The following is an 18,611-nucleotide window of genomic DNA, read 5'->3' as shown; positions in this document are numbered from 1 at the left end:
AACTGCTCTCATGTATAGAGAGCAGTTTTTTTATTAGAACCAGCCTTTTACTGTGTCAACGATTCCACCCCAAATGCCAGCGAAGAATCCACCTACACCACGCATTGCAAGGATGAACCAGTTTGCTTTTTCATCGCTTGTTTTCGTCACAAGCTCAACACCTGATTGGTCTTTATTTAAATAGCCGTAGTCCTTCTCATCACCAGAATAAGAAGTCGTCAGCATGCCAACCTTCGTTCCTTTTTTAATAGGAGCTTCTAGTTTCTTTTTCTCGATATTTACTTTTGCTTTATAGCTCTTTTCGTCACCATTTTTTACTGGCACAGAAAATGCTTCTTTCGTCACAACAGGTACTTCTTTATCTTTGCCTTTATCCACTTCGATGTTTTCATGTCCTTTAATTTGTTGACCTTTTTTGTACATTTCTTTCATCGTGAAGTTTTTAAACGCATAGTCGAACAGTTTTTTTGCCACGTCGAAACGTGCTGTATGAAGATTACCTTTTGCATTCAAAATAACTGCGATGACACGCATGTCACCTTGTTTTGCTGTACCTGTGAAGCTAGAACCGGCTGAATCTGTAGATCCCGTTTTCAGACCGTCAACACCTTTATATTCCTTCACAAGTCCTTTAAGCATGAAGTTCCAGTTAGGCATGTCCATTTCATCGTCAGTGCCTTCTCTGAACTTTGTTTTCGCAATACTTGCTGTTTCAAGAATTTCTGGATGGTCTTTGATGAGATGCTGTGCAAGCAAAGCCATATCTTTTGCAGATACTTCACTTTCTTCATCAGGACCTGTACCTTTTGGCTGTTGGCCATGTAAGTCTTTATTTTCCAGACCAGTTGCATTCACAAATTTGTAGTTTGTTAAACCAAGTTCTTTTGCTTTTGCGTTCATTTTTTCAACAAACTTCGATTCTGATCCAGCGATCACTTCTGCTAAACCAATCGCTGCTGCATTTGCCGAATAAATAGCCGTTGCTTGATAAAGTTCTTTTACTGTATACGAACCATCTTTTCTCAAAGGAACGTTGGATAAGCTGCGGTCCTGAGAAATTTCGTATACATAATCATCTGGCGTATACTTTTGATCCCATTTCACTTTTCCTTCAGCAATTGCCTCTAGTAATAGATACTCTGTCATCATTTTTGCCATACTTGCAATAGGCAGTCTTTGATCTGCGTTTTTACTATAAAGAATTTTACCTGTAGAAGCTTCAATAAGGATCGCTGCTTCCGCATTCACACTGAATGGATCTTCAGCAGCTTTTGCTTTGGACATTGGTGTAAATGCTGTAACAATCAATGCCAATGCAAGGATAGAGACCATAAGCTGTTTCATCATCTTGCTGTTCAATCGTCATACCTCCGTATTCATCTTTTTTCGACGTTTTTCATATATATGTAATCCACAAGGGCTTATCTCAACACAACAGTATAAATTTTATCACAATAAAGACAAAAAAAATAGACAGAGTCATAGACCCTGTCAAATGTAATTTGATTGTCACAATTTATCAAGAAATTGTGTAGTTTGGTGATTCTTTTGTAATTTGTACATCATGTGGATGACTCTCACGAAGTCCTGCACCCGTCATACGAATGAATTGTGCTTCTTCTCTAAGAGTGCGTAAATCTTGCGTTCCACAATAGCCCATACCAGAACGAATACCGCCAACTAGTTGATACACTGTATCAACGACTGGCCCTTTGTATGGTGTACGGCCTTCGATACCTTCAGGAACGAATTTTTTATTATCTTCTTGGAAGTAACGATCTTTACTTCCTTTTTCCATTGCAGCGACAGAACCCATACCACGATAAACTTTGAAACGTCTACCTTGGAAAATTTCTGTTTCTCCTGGGCTTTCAGATGTACCAGCTAGAAGGCTTCCCAGCATAACAGCATGTCCGCCAGATGCTAATGCTTTCACGATATCACCTGAATATTTAATTCCACCATCTGCAATAATAGCTTTACCATGTTTTCTTGCTTCTGTTGCACAGTCATAGATCGCTGTGATTTGTGGTACACCGACACCTGCAACAACACGTGTTGTACAAATAGATCCTGGTCCGATACCGACTTTCACAATATCTGCTCCTGCTTCAAACAATGCTTTTGTTGCTTCAGCTGTTGCAACATTACCAGCAATGATGTTAAGAGAAGGATACGTTTCACGGATTTTCGATACAGTGTTTAGAACACCTTGAGAATGACCGTGTGCTGTATCAATGACAATGACATCTACATTGGCTTCGACTAATTTTTTCACACGTGTCATTGTATCGCCAGTGACACCAACAGCGGCACCAACAATTAAACGGCCATGTGCATCTTTAGAGGAGTTAGGGAATTCAATCACTTTTTCAATATCTTTGATTGTGATAAGACCTTTTAACGTTCCTTCGTCATCTAAAAGAGGTAATTTTTCAATCTTGTACTGCTGTAGGATTTTTTCAGCTTCTTCTAATGTTGTACCAACAGAAGCTGTCACAAGTTCCTCTTTTGTCATCACGTCGCTAATCTTCATTGAATAATCCGAAATAAAACGAAGGTCACGGTTCGTAATAATACCAACAAGCTTTTGGTCTTGTTCGTTGTTGACAATCGGCACACCTGAAATACGGTATTTACCCATCAAATGCTCTGCATCAAATACTTGATGCTCTGGTGTTAAGAAGAATGGATTTGTAATAACGCCGCGCTCTGAACGTTTTACTTTATCCACCTGTTCTGCTTGCTGTTCAATGGACATGTTCTTATGAATAATACCAAGACCACCTTGACGTGCCATTGCAATCGCCATTTGTGATTCCGTCACTGTGTCCATTCCCGCACTGATAATTGGAATGTTTAGCTTTAATGTGCTTGTTAGCTCCACTGATAAATCGACATCACGCGGAAGTACTTCAGACTTTGCTGGAACAAGCAAAACATCGTCAAACGTCAAACCTTCTTTTGAAAATTTACTTTCCCACATTAGTAAATCCCCCTCTTTTCGGCAAAATATTATATGTAGATTATCAACTAGCAAACAGCATGTCAAGGAAGCAACAAACAGTTGCAATTTTTAGAAAATATAAAGAGAGTTGAGGAAGAAGATGAAAAGTTCAGGATGGAAGGATTTAAAACGTTTTTACTCGCTCGAAACCTCCCAAAAGTTTCTATTTCAACAATATGAGAAACGCAACATTCAAGATGCAAACCAGCAAGCCTATAAAAACTGTGAACGATTTATTTACTTTCTAAAACATGGCCATACGTTCTATGAACAGGCAGCGATCGCGCCTCTAGAACTTAAACCCATTTTATTGTTTTATGGAATGGCACAGCTGCTTAAAGCATGTTTGCTGACAGTGGATCCCCATTATCCTTCTCAAACCTCTGTTTTAGCTCATGGCGTAACATCGAGAAAGAGAAAGAAACAGCATTACCGTTTTAGTGAAGATGAGGTGAAAATCCAAAGAAATGGGCTATGTATGCATGTGTTAAAGCATCTATTTCAATTAAATGGTCTTGAAGATGAACGATTTACGATGATCCATCTCCTGTCTAAAATACCTGAAATGAGTCATATTCTTGAGTTTCAAAAGCAGCCCTCGACTTTAGTTAAAGTAGAAAAGGCTAATGGAATGATGATTCAAGATCATATTCCATTACTTTATAACATGTCTGCTGAACGCTTTATTGAATACTTTGAGTTTCATACAAGCTGGAAACTCAAACAGAGAGAGGCTAAAAAACTGACGTTTGATGTATTTCTTGAAGAAAACCCAGCACTTGCTACTCATCTTCATTATGATTTAGAAATGGATCAATGGTTTATACCCTCAACACGAGATGCTTTTCTAGGGATTCCTGAAATCATCAGCCATTACTTATTGATGTATAACCTTAGTATGATTGCCCGCTACGAAACAGAATGGTGGTACGAGCTGCTGTCTCAATACATTAGCGATGATTACGTCATGATTGAACGCTACATGGAGATTGCAGAAGAGAAGTTCCCAGCATACATCATGATGCTGTTAGAAGAAAACACAAAAAAGACCAGTTCCGACTGGAACTGATCCTAATAGAAGCTTGGCGGCGTCCTACTCTCACAGGGGGAAACCCCCAACTACCATCGGCGCTGAAGAGCTTAACTTCCGTGTTCGGTATGGGAACGGGTGTGACCTCTTCGCTATCGCCACCAAACCTGATGGAGAGAATGTTCTCTCAAAACTAGATAACAATGTTCATGCTTCACATTAGAATATAGGTTAAGTCCTCGATCTATTAGTATCTGTCAGCTCCACGTGTCACCACGCTTCCACCTCAGACCTATCAACCTGATCATCTTTCAGGGATCTTACTTCCTTGCGGAATGGGAAATCTCATCTTGAGGGGGGCTTCATGCTTAGATGCTTTCAGCACTTATCCCGTCCGCACATAGCTACCCAGCGATGCCCTTGGCAGAACAACTGGTACACCAGCGGTGCGTCCATCCCGGTCCTCTCGTACTAAGGACAGCTCCTCTCAAATTTCCTGCGCCCGCGACGGATAGGGACCGAACTGTCTCACGACGTTCTGAACCCAGCTCGCGTACCGCTTTAATGGGCGAACAGCCCAACCCTTGGGACCGACTACAGCCCCAGGATGCGATGAGCCGACATCGAGGTGCCAAACCTCCCCGTCGATGTGGACTCTTGGGGGAGATAAGCCTGTTATCCCCGGGGTAGCTTTTATCCGTTGAGCGATGGCCCTTCCATGCGGAACCACCGGATCACTAAGCCCGACTTTCGTCCCTGCTCGACTTGTAGGTCTCGCAGTCAAGCTCCCTTGTGCCTTTACACTCTGCGAATGATTTCCAACCATTCTGAGGGAACCTTTGGGCGCCTCCGTTACATTTTAGGAGGCGACCGCCCCAGTCAAACTGCCCACCTGACACTGTCTCCCTGCCCGATAAGGGCAGCGGGTTAGAAGGTCAATACAGCCAGGGTAGTATCCCACCGATGCCTCCACCGAAGCTAGCGCTCCGGTTTCCAAGGCTCCTACCTATCCTGTACAAGCTGTACCAACATTCAATATCAGGCTGCAGTAAAGCTCCACGGGGTCTTTCCGTCCTGTCGCGGGTAACCTGCATCTTCACAGGTACTATAATTTCACCGAGTCTCTCGTTGAGACAGTGCCCAGATCGTTGCGCCTTTCGTGCGGGTCGGAACTTACCCGACAAGGAATTTCGCTACCTTAGGACCGTTATAGTTACGGCCGCCGTTTACTGGGGCTTCAATTCGCACCTTCGCTTACGCTAAGCGCTCCTCTTAACCTTCCAGCACCGGGCAGGCGTCAGCCCCTATACTTCGCCTTACGGCTTCGCAGAGACCTGTGTTTTTGCTAAACAGTCGCCTGGGCCTATTCACTGCGGCTTCTCGGGGCTTTAACACCCTAAGAAGCACCCCTTCTCCCGAAGTTACGGGGTCATTTTGCCGAGTTCCTTAACGAGAGTTCTCTCGATCACCTTAGGATTCTCTCCTCGCCTACCTGTGTCGGTTTGCGGTACGGGCACCTCTCACCTCGCTAGAGGCTTTTCTTGGCAGTGTGGAATCAGGAACTTCGCTACTAAATTTCGCTCGCCATCACAGCTCAGCCTTTACGGGAAACGGATTTGCCTATTTCCCAGCCTAACTGCTTGGACGCGGATATCCAATACCGCGCTTACCCTATCCTCCTGCGTCCCCCCATTGCTCAAATGGTGAGGAGGTGGTACAGGAATATCAACCTGTTGTCCATCGCCTACGCCTTTCGGCCTCGGCTTAGGTCCCGACTAACCCTGAGCGGACGAGCCTTCCTCAGGAAACCTTAGGCATTCGGTGGACGGGATTCTCACCCGTCTTTCGCTACTCATACCGGCATTCTCACTTCTAAGCGCTCCACCAGTCCTTCCGGTCTGGCTTCACAGCCCTTAGAACGCTCTCCTACCACTGTTCGTAAGAACAGTCCGCAGCTTCGGTGATACGTTTAGCCCCGGTACATTTTCGGCGCAGAGTCACTCGACCAGTGAGCTATTACGCACTCTTTAAATGGTGGCTGCTTCTAAGCCAACATCCTGGTTGTCTAAGCAACTCCACATCCTTTTCCACTTAACGTATACTTTGGGACCTTAGCTGGCGGTCTGGGCTGTTTCCCTTTCGACTACGGATCTTATCACTCGCAGTCTGACTCCCAAGGATAAGTCATCGGCATTCGGAGTTTGACTGAATTCGGTAACCCGGTAGGGGCCCCTAGTCCAATCAGTGCTCTACCTCCGAGACTCTTACCTTGAGGCTAGCCCTAAAGCTATTTCGGAGAGAACCAGCTATCTCCAGGTTCGATTGGCATTTCACCCCTACCCACACCTCATCCCCGCACTTTTCAACGTGCGTGGGTTCGGGCCTCCATTCAGTGTTACCTGAACTTCACCCTGGACATGGGTAGATCACCTGGTTTCGGGTCTACGACCACGTACTCATGCGCCCTATTCAGACTCGCTTTCGCTGCGGCTCCGCATCTTCTGCTTAACCTTGCACGGGATCGTAACTCGCCGGTTCATTCTACAAAAGGCACGCCATCACCCGTTAACGGGCTCTGACTACTTGTAGGCACACGGTTTCAGGATCTATTTCACTCCCCTTCCGGGGTGCTTTTCACCTTTCCCTCACGGTACTGGTTCACTATCGGTCACTAGGGAGTATTTAGCCTTGGGAGATGGTCCTCCCGGATTCCGACGGAATTTCACGTGTTCCGCCGTACTCAGGATCCACTCTGGAGAGAACGACATTTCAGTTACAGGGCTGTTACCTTCTTTGGCGGGCCTTTCCAGACCTCTTCGCTTATATCGTTCCTTTGTAACTCCGTATAGAGTGTCCTACAACCCCAAGAGGCAAGCCTCTTGGTTTGGGCTGTTCCCGTTTCGCTCGCCGCTACTCAGGGAATCGCATTTGCTTTCTCTTCCTCCGGGTACTTAGATGTTTCAGTTCCCCGGGTATGCCTTCTCATACTCTATGTATTCAAGTATGGATACTACTCCATTACGAGCAGTGGGTTTCCCCATTCGGAAATCTCCGGATCAAAGCTTGCTTACAGCTCCCCGAAGCATATCGGTGTTCGTCCCGTCCTTCATCGGCTCCTAGTGCCAAGGCATCCACCGTGCGCCCTTTCTAACTTAACCATTTCTTACTTTAGAAAGAATCACTATGTGTGATGAACTTTGCATTGCATTCAATGTGAATGTATTACTTATTGTTATCTAGTTTTCAAAGAACACGTTGGTGGAGCCTAGCGGGATCGAACCGCTGACCTCCTGCGTGCAAGGCAGGCGCTCTCCCAGCTGAGCTAAGGCCCCGATTTAATAGAAGATGGTGGGCCTGAGTGGACTCGAACCACCGACCTCACGCTTATCAGGCGTGCGCTCTAACCAGCTGAGCTACAGGCCCATCTTTCATATCGAAGATATGATGTTGTAGGATCTTTTGCAAGTTCCTTCAAAACTAAACAAGACGAAAACGTACGCTGCTCCATATATCCTTAGAAAGGAGGTGATCCAGCCGCACCTTCCGATACGGCTACCTTGTTACGACTTCACCCCAATCATCTGCCCCACCTTCGGCGGCTGGCTCCATAAAGGTTACCTCACCGACTTCGGGTGTTGCAAACTCTCGTGGTGTGACGGGCGGTGTGTACAAGGCCCGGGAACGTATTCACCGCGGCATGCTGATCCGCGATTACTAGCGATTCCAGCTTCACGCAGTCGAGTTGCAGACTGCGATCCGAACTGAGAACAGATTTATGGGATTGGCTAAACCTTGCGGTCTTGCAGCCCTTTGTTCTGTCCATTGTAGCACGTGTGTAGCCCAGGTCATAAGGGGCATGATGATTTGACGTCATCCCCACCTTCCTCCGGTTTGTCACCGGCAGTCACCTTAGAGTGCCCAACTGAATGCTGGCAACTAAGATCAAGGGTTGCGCTCGTTGCGGGACTTAACCCAACATCTCACGACACGAGCTGACGACAACCATGCACCACCTGTCACTCTGTCCCCGAAGGGAAAGCCCTATCTCTAGGGTTGTCAGAGGATGTCAAGACCTGGTAAGGTTCTTCGCGTTGCTTCGAATTAAACCACATGCTCCACCGCTTGTGCGGGCCCCCGTCAATTCCTTTGAGTTTCAGTCTTGCGACCGTACTCCCCAGGCGGAGTGCTTAATGCGTTAGCTGCAGCACTAAGGGGCGGAAACCCCCTAACACTTAGCACTCATCGTTTACGGCGTGGACTACCAGGGTATCTAATCCTGTTCGCTCCCCACGCTTTCGCTCCTCAGCGTCAGTTACAGACCAGAGAGTCGCCTTCGCCACTGGTGTTCCTCCACATCTCTACGCATTTCACCGCTACACGTGGAATTCCACTCTCCTCTTCTGCACTCAAGTTTCCCAGTTTCCAATGACCCTCCCCGGTTGAGCCGGGGGCTTTCACATCAGACTTAAGAAACCGCCTGCGAGCCCTTTACGCCCAATAATTCCGGACAACGCTTGCCACCTACGTATTACCGCGGCTGCTGGCACGTAGTTAGCCGTGGCTTTCTGGTTAGGTACCGTCAAGGTGCGAGCAGTTACTCTCGCACTTGTTCTTCCCTAACAACAGAGCTTTACGATCCGAAAACCTTCATCACTCACGCGGCGTTGCTCCGTCAGACTTTCGTCCATTGCGGAAGATTCCCTACTGCTGCCTCCCGTAGGAGTCTGGGCCGTGTCTCAGTCCCAGTGTGGCCGATCACCCTCTCAGGTCGGCTACGCATCGTCGCCTTGGTGAGCCATTACCCCACCAACTAGCTAATGCGCCGCGGGTCCATCTGTAAGTGACAGCCGAAACCGTCTTTCATCCTTGAACCATGCGGTTCAAGGAACTATCCGGTATTAGCTCCGGTTTCCCGGAGTTATCCCAGTCTTACAGGCAGGTTACCCACGTGTTACTCACCCGTCCGCCGCTAACATCCGGGAGCAAGCTCCCTTCTGTCCGCTCGACTTGCATGTATTAGGCACGCCGCCAGCGTTCGTCCTGAGCCAGGATCAAACTCTCCGAAAAAGTACAAAACCGAAGTTTTGCTTTTCGCCAGTTTGACTGACTACCTATGAAATTTCATAGGATTTTTTTATAAAAACTCGAATTAACAGGTACGTTTTGTCTTGTTTAGTTTTCAAAGAACTTGTTTGTCACTCTCTTAAAGCGACCACTTAAATATATCATATATCTCTATCAACAGTCAACATTTTTCTTGAAAAACATTTTATTTTTTTAAGAAGTTTCCACTGTAAAAGAGATAAAAAATAGAGCCTCTTTTTGCTCCTTTGAAAGATTAACACATATCTATGAAAAAAGCATTATAAATTTCAAAAAAACTCATGTTTTTTTAGAAAAAAATAAAGCCGGTGAAAAACCGGCTTTATTTTTACTCAGATTGCTCTTGATCTGACTCTATAGTTTCTACGTTTTCTTCACTATTCTCTTCATCATCTTCTTGTGATTGTTCAACTAATGCCACTGTAGCGACATGTTCATCATCACCTAGACGGATCAGGCGGACACCTTGAGTGACTCGACCTGTTGTTGAAATGTCTGAAACGGCCATACGAATGATCACACCGCTTCCTGTAATAATCATCAAGTCCTCTTCAGCTTCAGCATTCGTCGCCTTCACTGCGACAAGCGGACCATTGTTGTCAGTGATTTTACATGTTTTAAGACCTTTACCGCCCCGACTTTGAACACGGTATTCTTTTTCAGGTGTTAACTTACCATATCCTTTTTCGGTGACAATCAATACGTTTGCATCTGGCTCAAGGATTTCCATCCCAACGACGATGTCATCTTCAGAAAGCGTAATTCCTTTCACGCCAGCTGCCGTACGCCCCATTTCACGAACATCTGTCTCGTCGAAACGAATCAGCATACCTTTTTTCGTACCAATGATGATTTGTTTTTCTCCATTGGTTAAACGGACAGCCATCAGTTCATCTTCGTCACGAAGACTTAATGCGATAAGTCCATTGTTTCGAATGTTGGCAAACTGAGACAATGAGGTTCGTTTTGATACACCGTGTCTTGTTGTAAAGAAGAGATACGAATCTTCATCAAATTCGCTTACCGGAATAATGGCATTAATCCACTCTCCCTTTTCTACTTCAAGCAGGTTAATAATCGGAATCCCTTTCGCTGTCCGTCCGAATTCAGGAATCTCATATCCCTTCGCACGATAGACCTTCCCTTTATTAGAGAAGAAGAGGATCGTATCATGGGTAGATGTTGAAATCAGCTGTTCTACGAAATCATCCTCATTGGTTCCCATTCCCTGAACACCTTTACCGCCTCTTTTTTGACTGCGGTATGTTGATGCAGGCAGACGCTTGATATAACCATTATGAGTCAGCGTAATCACGATGTTCTCAACAGGAATCAAATCTTCGTCTTCAATTGTTTCAATACCTGCTGTCACAATTTCAGTACGGCGCGTATCATTGAAACGTTCTTTGATTTCTGTTAATTCTTCTCTAATGATTTCAAGAACTTTCTCATTGTCTGCTAAAATGGCTTTCAACTCAGCAATCAAATCAACAAGCCCTTTGTATTCTTCTTCTATCTTTTCTCTTTCCAAACCAGTTAAGCGCTGAAGACGCATATCAAGAATGGCCTGTGCTTGTTTTTCGGACAAGCTATAGTTCTCCATTAAGCCATTTCTCGCGATTTCAGCAGTTTGAGAGCTTCTAATTAATGCAATGACTTCATCTAAGTGGTCAAGGGCAATTCTTAAACCTTCTAGAATATGAGCTCTTGCTTCGGCTTTACGAAGTTCATATGCTGTTCTTCTGCGAATAATCACTTTTTGATGCTCTAAATAATATTCAAGACATTGTTTGAGGGACAAGACTTTCGGCTGTCCATCAACTAGTGCCAATAAGTTGATCCCAAATGACGTTTGAAGTGTCGTTTGTTTATAAAGATTGTTTAATAGAACGTGGGCGTTCGCGTCTCTTCGCAGTTCAATCACAATCCGCATTCCATTACGATCAGACTCGTCACGCAGATCTGTAATGCCATCGATCTTTTTATCGCGCACAAGATCAGCGATTTTTTCGATCAAACGGGCTTTGTTGACCTGATATGGAATTTCATTGATGACAATCCGCTGCTTACCGCTGGATGTTTCTTCGATGATAGACTTTGCACGTAATGTAATAGAGCCCCGGCCTGTTTCATATGCCTTACGGATTCCGCTTCGGCCAATGATTTGTCCCGCAGTTGGGAAGTCTGGTCCTGGAATGATCTCCATTAATTCCTGTGTTGTCATTTCTGGGCTTTGACTAATTGCCAGTACACCATCAATCACTTCACCTAGCTGGTGAGGCGGAATGTTGGTTGCCATCCCTACAGCGATACCTGTTGCCCCGTTGACTAATAAGTTCGGGAAACGAGCAGGCATGACGATTGGTTCTCTTTCACTGCCATCGTAGTTATCTTGATAATCAATCGTATCCTTGGTGATATCACGAAGGATTTCCATTGAAATTTTAGATAGACGCGCCTCAGTATAACGCATTGCTGCTGCACTGTCTCCATCGACAGAACCAAAGTTTCCGTGTCCTTCAACCAGCATATTTCGATAGTTGAAGTCTTGCGCCATACGAACCATCGCTTCGTATACAGCGCTGTCACCGTGAGGGTGGTACTTACCGATAACTTCTCCAACGATACGTGCAGATTTCTTAAATGGTTTATCACTTGTCATACCTAGGTCATTCATCGCATACAAAATTCTTCGATGCACGGGCTTCAATCCATCTCGCACATCTGGTAATGCACGCGAAACAATAACACTCATTGCATAATCTAAAAAGGACGTACGCATTTCTTGACTAATATTCACTTCGCGTACATTTGGTGTATGTTGTTCACTCACTATAAGAACCTCCCTTTACGTATCACATGAAATAAATTATGTGGGAGTAAAATATGTATTTATCTTCACAAGACTATTCTTCATTATATCAATAATCTCGGCTTTATACACATTAATTTACTAGAAAATCAACGAAAACACGGAAAACCAGGACATTCGTTTCACACCCCTGTTTCTTGAAAAACAACCTTATTCCAAACAAGAAATAAGGTTGTTCTCAGGAGGGATTCATCTAAATATCAAGGTTTTTCACGTATTGTGCATTTTCTTCGATAAAGTTCCGTCTCGGCTCTACTTTATCTCCCATCAGCATTTCAAATGTCTCATCAGCATCGATCGCATCCTCAAGTGTGACTTGAAGAAGTGTTCTCGCATCAGGGTCCATTGTTGTTTCCCAAAGCTGAGTAGCATTCATCTCTCCAAGACCTTTATAACGCTGAAGTCCAGGCTTTGGTGTTTGAGGTAGCGATTTTAACAGCTCATCCAGCTGTTTATCGTTATACACGTACTCCACACGTTTTCCTTGCTGCACTTTATATAAAGGCGGCTGTGCAATATACACATAACCGTTTTCAATGATTTGACGCATGTAACGATAGAAGAATGTTAAGAGAAGCGTTCGGATATGCGCTCCATCTACATCGGCATCTGTCATGATCACAACTTTGTGATAGCGTGCTTTCTCTAAAGTGAAGTCTTCTCCGATTCCAGTTCCTAACGCTGTAATCATTGCACGAACCTCGTTGTTCGATAAAATTTTATCTAAACGAGCTTTTTCTACGTTTAGGATCTTCCCTCTTAACGGTAAGATCGCTTGGAAGTGACGATCACGGCCTTGCTTAGCAGATCCGCCCGCAGAATCTCCCTCTACAATATAGAGCTCAGAGATGGAAGGATCTTTAGAAGAACAGTCCGCCAGTTTCCCAGGTAAGCTGGAGACTTCCAGCGCACTTTTACGTCTTGTCAGCTCACGAGCCTTTTTGGCAGCCATTCTTGCACGAGCTGCCATCAGTCCTTTTTCCACAATTTTTTTCGCAGAATCAGGATTTTCAAGCAAGAATTTCTCAAGTGCTTCTGAGAAAAGGGAGTCTGTGATGGTTCTCGCTTCTGAGTTCCCAAGCTTTGTCTTCGTTTGCCCTTCGAATTGAGGGTCTGGATGTTTGATGGAGATAATGGCTGTTAAGCCTTCTCGCACATCTTCACCACTTAAATTCGCATCCCCATCTTTGAATACGCCATTTTTACGAGCATAGTCATTGATGACACGCGTTAGACCGGTTTTAAAACCAGCTTCGTGTGTTCCGCCTTCATACGTGTTGATGTTGTTGGCGAAGGAATAGATATTGCTTGTATAGGAATCGTTGTATTGTAATGCCACTTCAACCGTAATTCCGTCTTTCTCACCTTCGATGTACACAGGTTCTTCATGAACGACTTCTTTTGAGCGGTTTAAATGTTCTACATAGCTCTTAATACCGCCTTCGTAGCAGTATTCATTTTTCCGCTCTTTGCCTTCACGCAAGTCTTCTATGATGATGTTTACACCTTTTGTTAAGAAAGCTAACTCACGAACACGGTTAGCAAGTGTATCGTAATCAAATTCAATGGTTTCCGTGAAAATTTCTGGATCTGGCACAAAGTGGGTTGTTGTCCCGGTTACATCTGTTTCACCAATAACCTCTAAATCTCCCACTGGAACACCGCGTTTGAACTGCTGATAATGAATTTTTCCGTCACGGTATACGGTCACGTCTAAGGTAGTAGATAATGCATTTACAACAGATGCCCCTACACCATGCAGACCGCCAGATACTTTATAACCGCTGCCGTCAAATTTACCGCCAGCGTGAAGAACAGTCATAATGACCTCTACGGCAGGACGCCCCATTTTCTCATGAATTCCAACAGGAATCCCGCGGCCATTATCTTTTACTGTAATGCTGTTATCCTTTTCAATTTGCACTGTAATGTCTGTACAATAACCAGCTAATGCCTCATCAATACTGTTGTCGACAATTTCCCATACAAGATGGTGAAGTCCTTTTGCATTGGTTGACCCAATGTACATTCCTGGACGTTTTCTAACAGCTTCTAGTCCTTCAAGCACCTGTATCTGATTTTCATCATAACTATTATGTTGCTGTTCCATTGCCACGTACATTCACCTACACTTTTCTTAAACGATATATTTATATGAATTGAGCTTTTAGACTTCAATTTCAATCACAAACGAAGCACGTTTTTTGAGCGTGCTTGAGGAAAGAGGAGAGTAATAAACAGACTCAGTTGTGACGACAATGGATTTGGGTGTCCCTTGTGATAACGAAATGATATGTTTCTCCTGTTTTTGTAGAAATTCTTCTACAACAGAAGACGACCTCATTTTGTAATCAACAATTGCGACAATCTCTCGTGTAGAAACAACACAATCATCACCTAAATGAATATACAAGACTCACACCTCATTTATCAGTCAATTACTTTTCCACTGGCTACTCTGAAAATTTCCGCTTCTTTCAGGGTGGCGTGATCGATGCCTTCAACACTTGTTGTGGTGACGAAGGTCTGTACTCGCCCCTGAATGGTATGGAGCAAATGAGACTGTCTGTAATCATCAAGTTCAGATAACACATCATCAAGTAGAAGAATAGGATATTCTCCGATTTCTTCATGTATCAGATCAATTTCTGCCAGCTTTAGTGAAAGAGCTGTTGTTCTTTGCTGCCCTTGAGAGCCATATGTCTGAACATCCCGGCCATTCACAAAGAAAAGCAGGTCATCTCTGTGAGGTCCCCACAGTGTCACCCCTCGGTCTATTTCTCTCTCTCTTAGTTTCTGAAACGATTCTTCATAGCTATTCTTTATTTTCGACAAGTCTGACGCTTCTGATACCTCTATTGCCGTCTGGTATTGGAGCGTGAGTGTTTCTAGCTCTCTAGAAATCCCAAAATGCAGCGGCTGCGCCCATTTTTCGAGCTGTTTCGTAAAAGTCAGTCGTCTTTTGACCACTTTCGCTGCCGCATCAATCAACTGCTCTGTTAAAATCTCCAGCATCGCTTGATCCGATTGCTTTCTTGTCTGCAATTGTTTCAAGTAATGATTCCGCTGAGAAAGGATTTTTTGATAGAGCGATAAATCATGCAAGTAGACAGCAGAAACTTGTCCAATCTCCATGTCGAGGAATCTTCTGCGGATTTGCGGGCTGCCCTTCACAAGACTTAAGTCCTCTGGCGCAAACATGATGGTGTTTAATGCACCAACATAATGACTGAGCTTCTGTTGTTCAATGTGATTGACCTTGCCCTTTTTCCCTTTTTTTGAGATCACGAGCTGCATTGGGAGTGGACCATTTTTTTTAATGACTCTACCTTCTATTTTAGCATAGTCTTGGTCCCATCGGATAAGTTCTTTATCATTTGACGTACGATGAGACTTTGCCATCGACAATACATAGATCGCTTCCATCAAGTTCGTTTTACCTTGGGCATTCTCACCGATCATAACATTCACCTTATTGTCGAATTGAAGCTCGGTGTGTTCATAGTTTCGGTATGAAGTTAACGCCAGACTTTGAATGTACATGTATTGTCACCCGTTTCTAATTCACAACTTGAAATGTGCCGTAACCTTCAATCTCGACAACATCTCCTGGGTATAGTTTGCGTCCCCGTCTATTATCTGGCTCTTGATTAATGAACACCTCATGTTCACTTAAAAACCATTTTGCCATTCCGCCAGATTGGATGACTTCGGCTAATTTCAAAAACTGCCCTAATGTAATCATTTCTGTTTCAATGGTTATAAGATTAGGCATTGTATCGACCTCTTTCAATATCACTAATATCTAATTGTACTAAAAAACAAGACAAGAAGGAAAGGGGGAAAGCCAACTGGGATGAAAGAAAGCATGGAAAACGAGAAGAAAAGCTGCTATGCACTCACACAGCAGCCATTTTAGTTTGAATTAATACGTTCTTACCGGAAGAATCAATTGCAAGATAGAATCATCATTCGGCGTACGCAGCAGGAACGGTCTCATTGCACCAGTGAAGCTTACATGAATATCTGTTCCCTCTAATACTTTTAACGCATCCAGCATATATTTTGGACTGAAGGAGATTTTAAGATCTTCCCCTTTAATGTCATCTGCTTGAACCGTCTCCACCACTTTACCGATCTCAGGTGAATTAGAAGAGATTTCAAGGCTTTGTTCAGGATCAGCTGACAGTTTCACGACATTATTACGTCCTTCTCTTGCCAAAAGTGATGCACGATCAATGGCTTGAAGGAACTCTTTCGTGTTGACCACGACATCCGTTTTACTTTCTTGCGGGATCAGACGAGCTGTATCTGGATAATTTCCATCCAGCAACCTTGAGAAGAACAGCACATTTTGTGCTTTAAAAAGAACTTGGGTTTCTGTAATGACGATGCTCACAAGATCTTGTCCATCATCAAGAATTTTACTTAGCTCTGTTAAACTCTTCCCTGGAATCACGACATTATACGAACTTTCCTCGTTAATATCTAGCTTCGCTTTTCTTAAAGCAAGACGGTGGCTATCCGTCGCCGTGCATATTAATTCACCTTTTTCCACCTTCCAGTTTACACCTGTCAAGATAGGTCGTGTTTCTGAGGTGGACACTGCAAAAACAGTTTGACGAATTAAGTTTTTAAGCAGATCTGTCGGAATTTGAAATGCATGATGCTCTTCAATTTGTGGAAGATGCGGATATTCTTCAGCATCTAAGCCGTTTAGGTTAAATTCCGCTGAACCAGAGCGGATGATCGTCAGGTGATTTTGTTCTACTTCAATTTCGACAGTAGACATAGGCAGTTTCTTTACAATTTCACTAAAGAAGCGGGCTTGAAGCACAATACTTCCCGGACGATCAATGGTGATAACCTCTAAATCTCCATCTCTTTGAGGAATGAAAGATTCAATTGAGATATCAGAATCGCTTCCTGTTAGAGAAACCCCTTCATCAGACGCAACAATTTTAATCCCTGTCAAAATAGGAATCGTTGTTCTAGAGGATACAGCCTTTAATACATCTTGGACACTTTGGACAAGACGATCTTTTTGAATCGTGAATTTCATAGTGGTCCTCCTAAATTTTCTTAATGACATGTATATATATTTTATTAATAAAAATCGTAGAAGTAATAGTAGGGCTTGTGAATATGTGGATAAGTCATGAAAAAGAAAGGAAAGACAGCCTATCCACATGTGGACAGACTGTGTATGACTATGCTCTAGTTATTCACATTTTCCCGTACTCATTATATCAGCTTGGTTATTTTAATTGTTCTTTGATCTCTTTGACATGCTGCTGTAGCTGTTCATCTTCAACAATTAATTTCGAAATCTTCTCATGAGCATGAATGACAGTCGTATGATCACGACCGCCAAATTCTTCTCCGATTTTAGGCAGAGAGGAATCGGTCATTTCTCTAGAGAGGTACATGGCAATTTGTCTTGGATAAGCAACTGACTTCGTACGTTTCTTTGCTTTGAAATCCTCTAATCGAATATTAAATTGCTGCCCTACAATTCTTTGAATATCTTTAATTGTAATGACCTTAGGCTTTGATGAAGGAATGATGTCCTTTAGCGCCTCAGCTGCTAGATCTGCATTAATGTCTTTATTAATTAAAGATGAATAAGCAACAACACGAATCAAAGCACCCTCCAGCTCACGAATGTTGCTGTCGATTTGATTGGCAATGTACAGCATGACTTCATTTGGAATGTCCAAGCCTTCTGCCTTTGCTTTTTTGCGCAGAATTGCGATGCGCGTTTCTAGATCTGGCGGGGTAATGTCTGTAATTAAGCCCCATTCAAATCGAGAGCGTAATCTGTCTTCAAGTGTCGGAATTTCCTTCGGAGGCCGGTCACTAGAAATGACGATTTGCTTACTTTCTTCGTGAAGTGTGTTGAATGTATGGAAAAACTCTTCTTGTGTTTGTTCTTTTCCTGCTAGAAATTGAATATCATCTATCAAAAGCACATCTACATTCCGATAGCGGTTACGGAAGTCGACAGCTTTGTTATCTCGAATTGAGTTGATAAATTCATTAGTAAATTTTTCAGATGATAGATAGACCACTTTGGCCGATGGATTATGGTCGATCACGTAATGACCAATCGCATGCATCAAGTGAGTCTTTCCTAAACCAACGCCCCCATAAATAAAAAGCGGGTTATATGCTTTTGCTGGTGCTTCCGCGACTGCAAGTGAAGCGGCATGAGCAAAACGGTTGCCTGAACCAATAACAAAAGTATCAAATGTATATTTTGGATTCAGCATATTTTGTGGAATGTCAACGGGCTCTTCTTTAGACATTTTTTTGATAGGAGACTTTGGCATGGCTTCCTCTTCGTCCTGATTTTGAGGAATAATAAATTTAATGCTGAGCTCTTCACCTGTTAGTTCATAGATGGTATCAGCAATTAAGTGAAGATATCTTGACTCAAGCCAATCTCTAGCAAATTCATTAGGTGCCGTAATTGTAAGCGTATCTCCCTGAAGAGAATGGGCTTTTGTCGATTTCATCCATGTCTCAAAACTGGGTTTGCTCAATTTTGTCTCTATTTTTTGAAGTGCTTTATTCCACAGATCCAAAATATTTTCCAT

Annotated in this window: 10 protein-coding genes, 2 tRNA genes and 3 rRNA genes; 1 reads left to right on the top strand and 14 read right to left on the bottom strand. The window is 43.6% G+C overall.

All coding sequences use genetic code 11. The annotated features are described in order from the left end of the window. Positions 1-33: 33 nt before the first annotated feature. Positions 34-1,359, bottom strand: coding sequence for a D-alanyl-D-alanine carboxypeptidase family protein (locus NSU13_RS00075; protein ID WP_342489733.1), 1,326 nt, complete (start codon positions 1,357-1,359; stop codon positions 34-36). A 160-nt stretch (positions 1,360-1,519) separates the two neighbouring features. Continuing rightward, positions 1,520-2,986 carry an IMP dehydrogenase gene (guaB, locus tag NSU13_RS00070; RefSeq protein ID WP_024426749.1) on the bottom strand — a complete coding sequence of 489 codons (1,467 nt, stop codon included), beginning with the start codon at positions 2,984-2,986 and terminating at the stop codon, positions 1,520-1,522. A 121-nt stretch (positions 2,987-3,107) separates the two neighbouring features. Here guaB and NSU13_RS00065 point away from each other — a divergent pair, with 121 nt between their 5' ends. Continuing rightward, complete coding sequence (locus tag NSU13_RS00065) at positions 3,108-4,076, top strand: YaaC family protein (RefSeq protein WP_025092696.1); 969 nt, start codon at positions 3,108-3,110, stop codon at positions 4,074-4,076. A gap of 11 nt (positions 4,077-4,087) precedes the next feature. Here the strand turns inward: NSU13_RS00065 and rrf are convergent. The 12 genes from rrf to dnaA form a co-directional block, all read right to left on the bottom strand. Further along, positions 4,088-4,203, bottom strand: a 5S ribosomal RNA gene (gene rrf / locus NSU13_RS00060). Positions 4,204-4,264: 61 nt separating this feature from the next. Continuing rightward, positions 4,265-7,195, bottom strand: a 23S ribosomal RNA gene (locus tag NSU13_RS00055). Positions 7,196-7,293: 98 nt separating this feature from the next. Next, positions 7,294-7,369: transfer RNA gene (locus NSU13_RS00050), tRNA-Ala, on the bottom strand. Between the two features lie 14 nt (positions 7,370-7,383). Continuing rightward, positions 7,384-7,460: transfer RNA gene (locus NSU13_RS00045), tRNA-Ile, on the bottom strand. Positions 7,461-7,555: 95 nt separating this feature from the next. Then, positions 7,556-9,104: ribosomal RNA gene (locus tag NSU13_RS00040) — 16S ribosomal RNA — on the bottom strand. The 16S, 23S and 5S rRNA genes sit together here with 2 tRNA genes alongside, the layout of an rRNA operon. A 364-nt stretch (positions 9,105-9,468) precedes the next feature. After that, complete coding sequence (gyrA, locus tag NSU13_RS00035; protein WP_034283649.1) at positions 9,469-11,973, bottom strand: DNA gyrase subunit A; 2,505 nt, start codon at positions 11,971-11,973, stop codon at positions 9,469-9,471. Positions 11,974-12,205: 232 nt separating this feature from the next. Beyond that, positions 12,206-14,122: a DNA topoisomerase (ATP-hydrolyzing) subunit B gene (gyrB, locus tag NSU13_RS00030; protein WP_034283656.1), complete on the bottom strand. Its 1,917-nt coding sequence runs from the start codon at positions 14,120-14,122 to the stop codon at positions 12,206-12,208. Positions 14,123-14,179: 57 nt separating this feature from the next. Further along, the gene (locus tag NSU13_RS00025) at positions 14,180-14,425 is read right to left on the bottom strand and encodes an extracellular matrix/biofilm biosynthesis regulator RemA family protein (protein ID WP_034283648.1); all 246 of its coding nucleotides are present in this window, start codon (positions 14,423-14,425) and stop codon (positions 14,180-14,182) included. A 17-nt stretch (positions 14,426-14,442) separates the two neighbouring features. Next, positions 14,443-15,555 (bottom strand): DNA replication/repair protein RecF, encoded by a 1,113-nt coding sequence (gene recF / locus NSU13_RS00020; RefSeq protein ID WP_041105878.1) that lies wholly within the window; start codon positions 15,553-15,555, stop codon positions 14,443-14,445. A gap of 16 nt (positions 15,556-15,571) precedes the next feature. Further along, positions 15,572-15,787, bottom strand: coding sequence for a S4 domain-containing protein YaaA (yaaA, locus tag NSU13_RS00015; protein ID WP_008360916.1), 216 nt, complete (start codon positions 15,785-15,787; stop codon positions 15,572-15,574). Between the two features lie 150 nt (positions 15,788-15,937). Further along, on the bottom strand, positions 15,938-17,074 hold the full coding sequence (gene dnaN, locus NSU13_RS00010) for a DNA polymerase III subunit beta (protein ID WP_024424074.1): 1,137 nt from the start codon (positions 17,072-17,074) through the stop codon (positions 15,938-15,940). A 196-nt stretch (positions 17,075-17,270) separates the two neighbouring features. Continuing rightward, the gene (dnaA, locus tag NSU13_RS00005; protein WP_024424073.1) at positions 17,271-18,611 is read right to left on the bottom strand and encodes a chromosomal replication initiator protein DnaA; all 1,341 of its coding nucleotides are present in this window, start codon (positions 18,609-18,611) and stop codon (positions 17,271-17,273) included.

Source organism: Bacillus sp. FSL M8-0049 (genome assembly GCF_038593355.1).
GTDB classification, from domain to species: Bacteria; Bacillota; Bacilli; order Bacillales; family Bacillaceae; genus Bacillus; species Bacillus safensis.
The sequence above is the reverse complement of the archived record's forward strand: the minus strand, read 5'-3'. Positions and strand labels throughout refer to the sequence as shown.

What these genes read in the sequence shown, in the direction of transcription:
- NSU13_RS00065 (WP_025092696.1), top strand. Translation starts at nt 3,108, where the DNA reads ATGAAAAGTTCAGGATGGAAGGATTTAAAACGTTTTTACTCGCTCGAA.
- dnaN (WP_024424074.1), bottom strand. Translation starts at nt 17,074, where the DNA reads ATGAAATTCACGATTCAAAAAGATCGTCTTGTCCAAAGTGTCCAAGAT.
- dnaA (WP_024424073.1), bottom strand. Translation starts at nt 18,611, where the DNA reads ATGGAAAATATTTTGGATCTGTGGAATAAAGCACTTCAAAAAATAGAG.
- guaB (WP_024426749.1), bottom strand. Translation starts at nt 2,986, where the DNA reads ATGTGGGAAAGTAAATTTTCAAAAGAAGGTTTGACGTTTGACGATGTT.
- gyrB (WP_034283656.1), bottom strand. Translation starts at nt 14,122, where the DNA reads ATGGAACAGCAACATAATAGTTATGATGAAAATCAGATACAGGTGCTT.
- recF (WP_041105878.1), bottom strand. Translation starts at nt 15,555, where the DNA reads ATGTACATTCAAAGTCTGGCGTTAACTTCATACCGAAACTATGAACAC.
- yaaA (WP_008360916.1), bottom strand. Translation starts at nt 15,787, where the DNA reads ATGCCTAATCTTATAACCATTGAAACAGAAATGATTACATTAGGGCAG.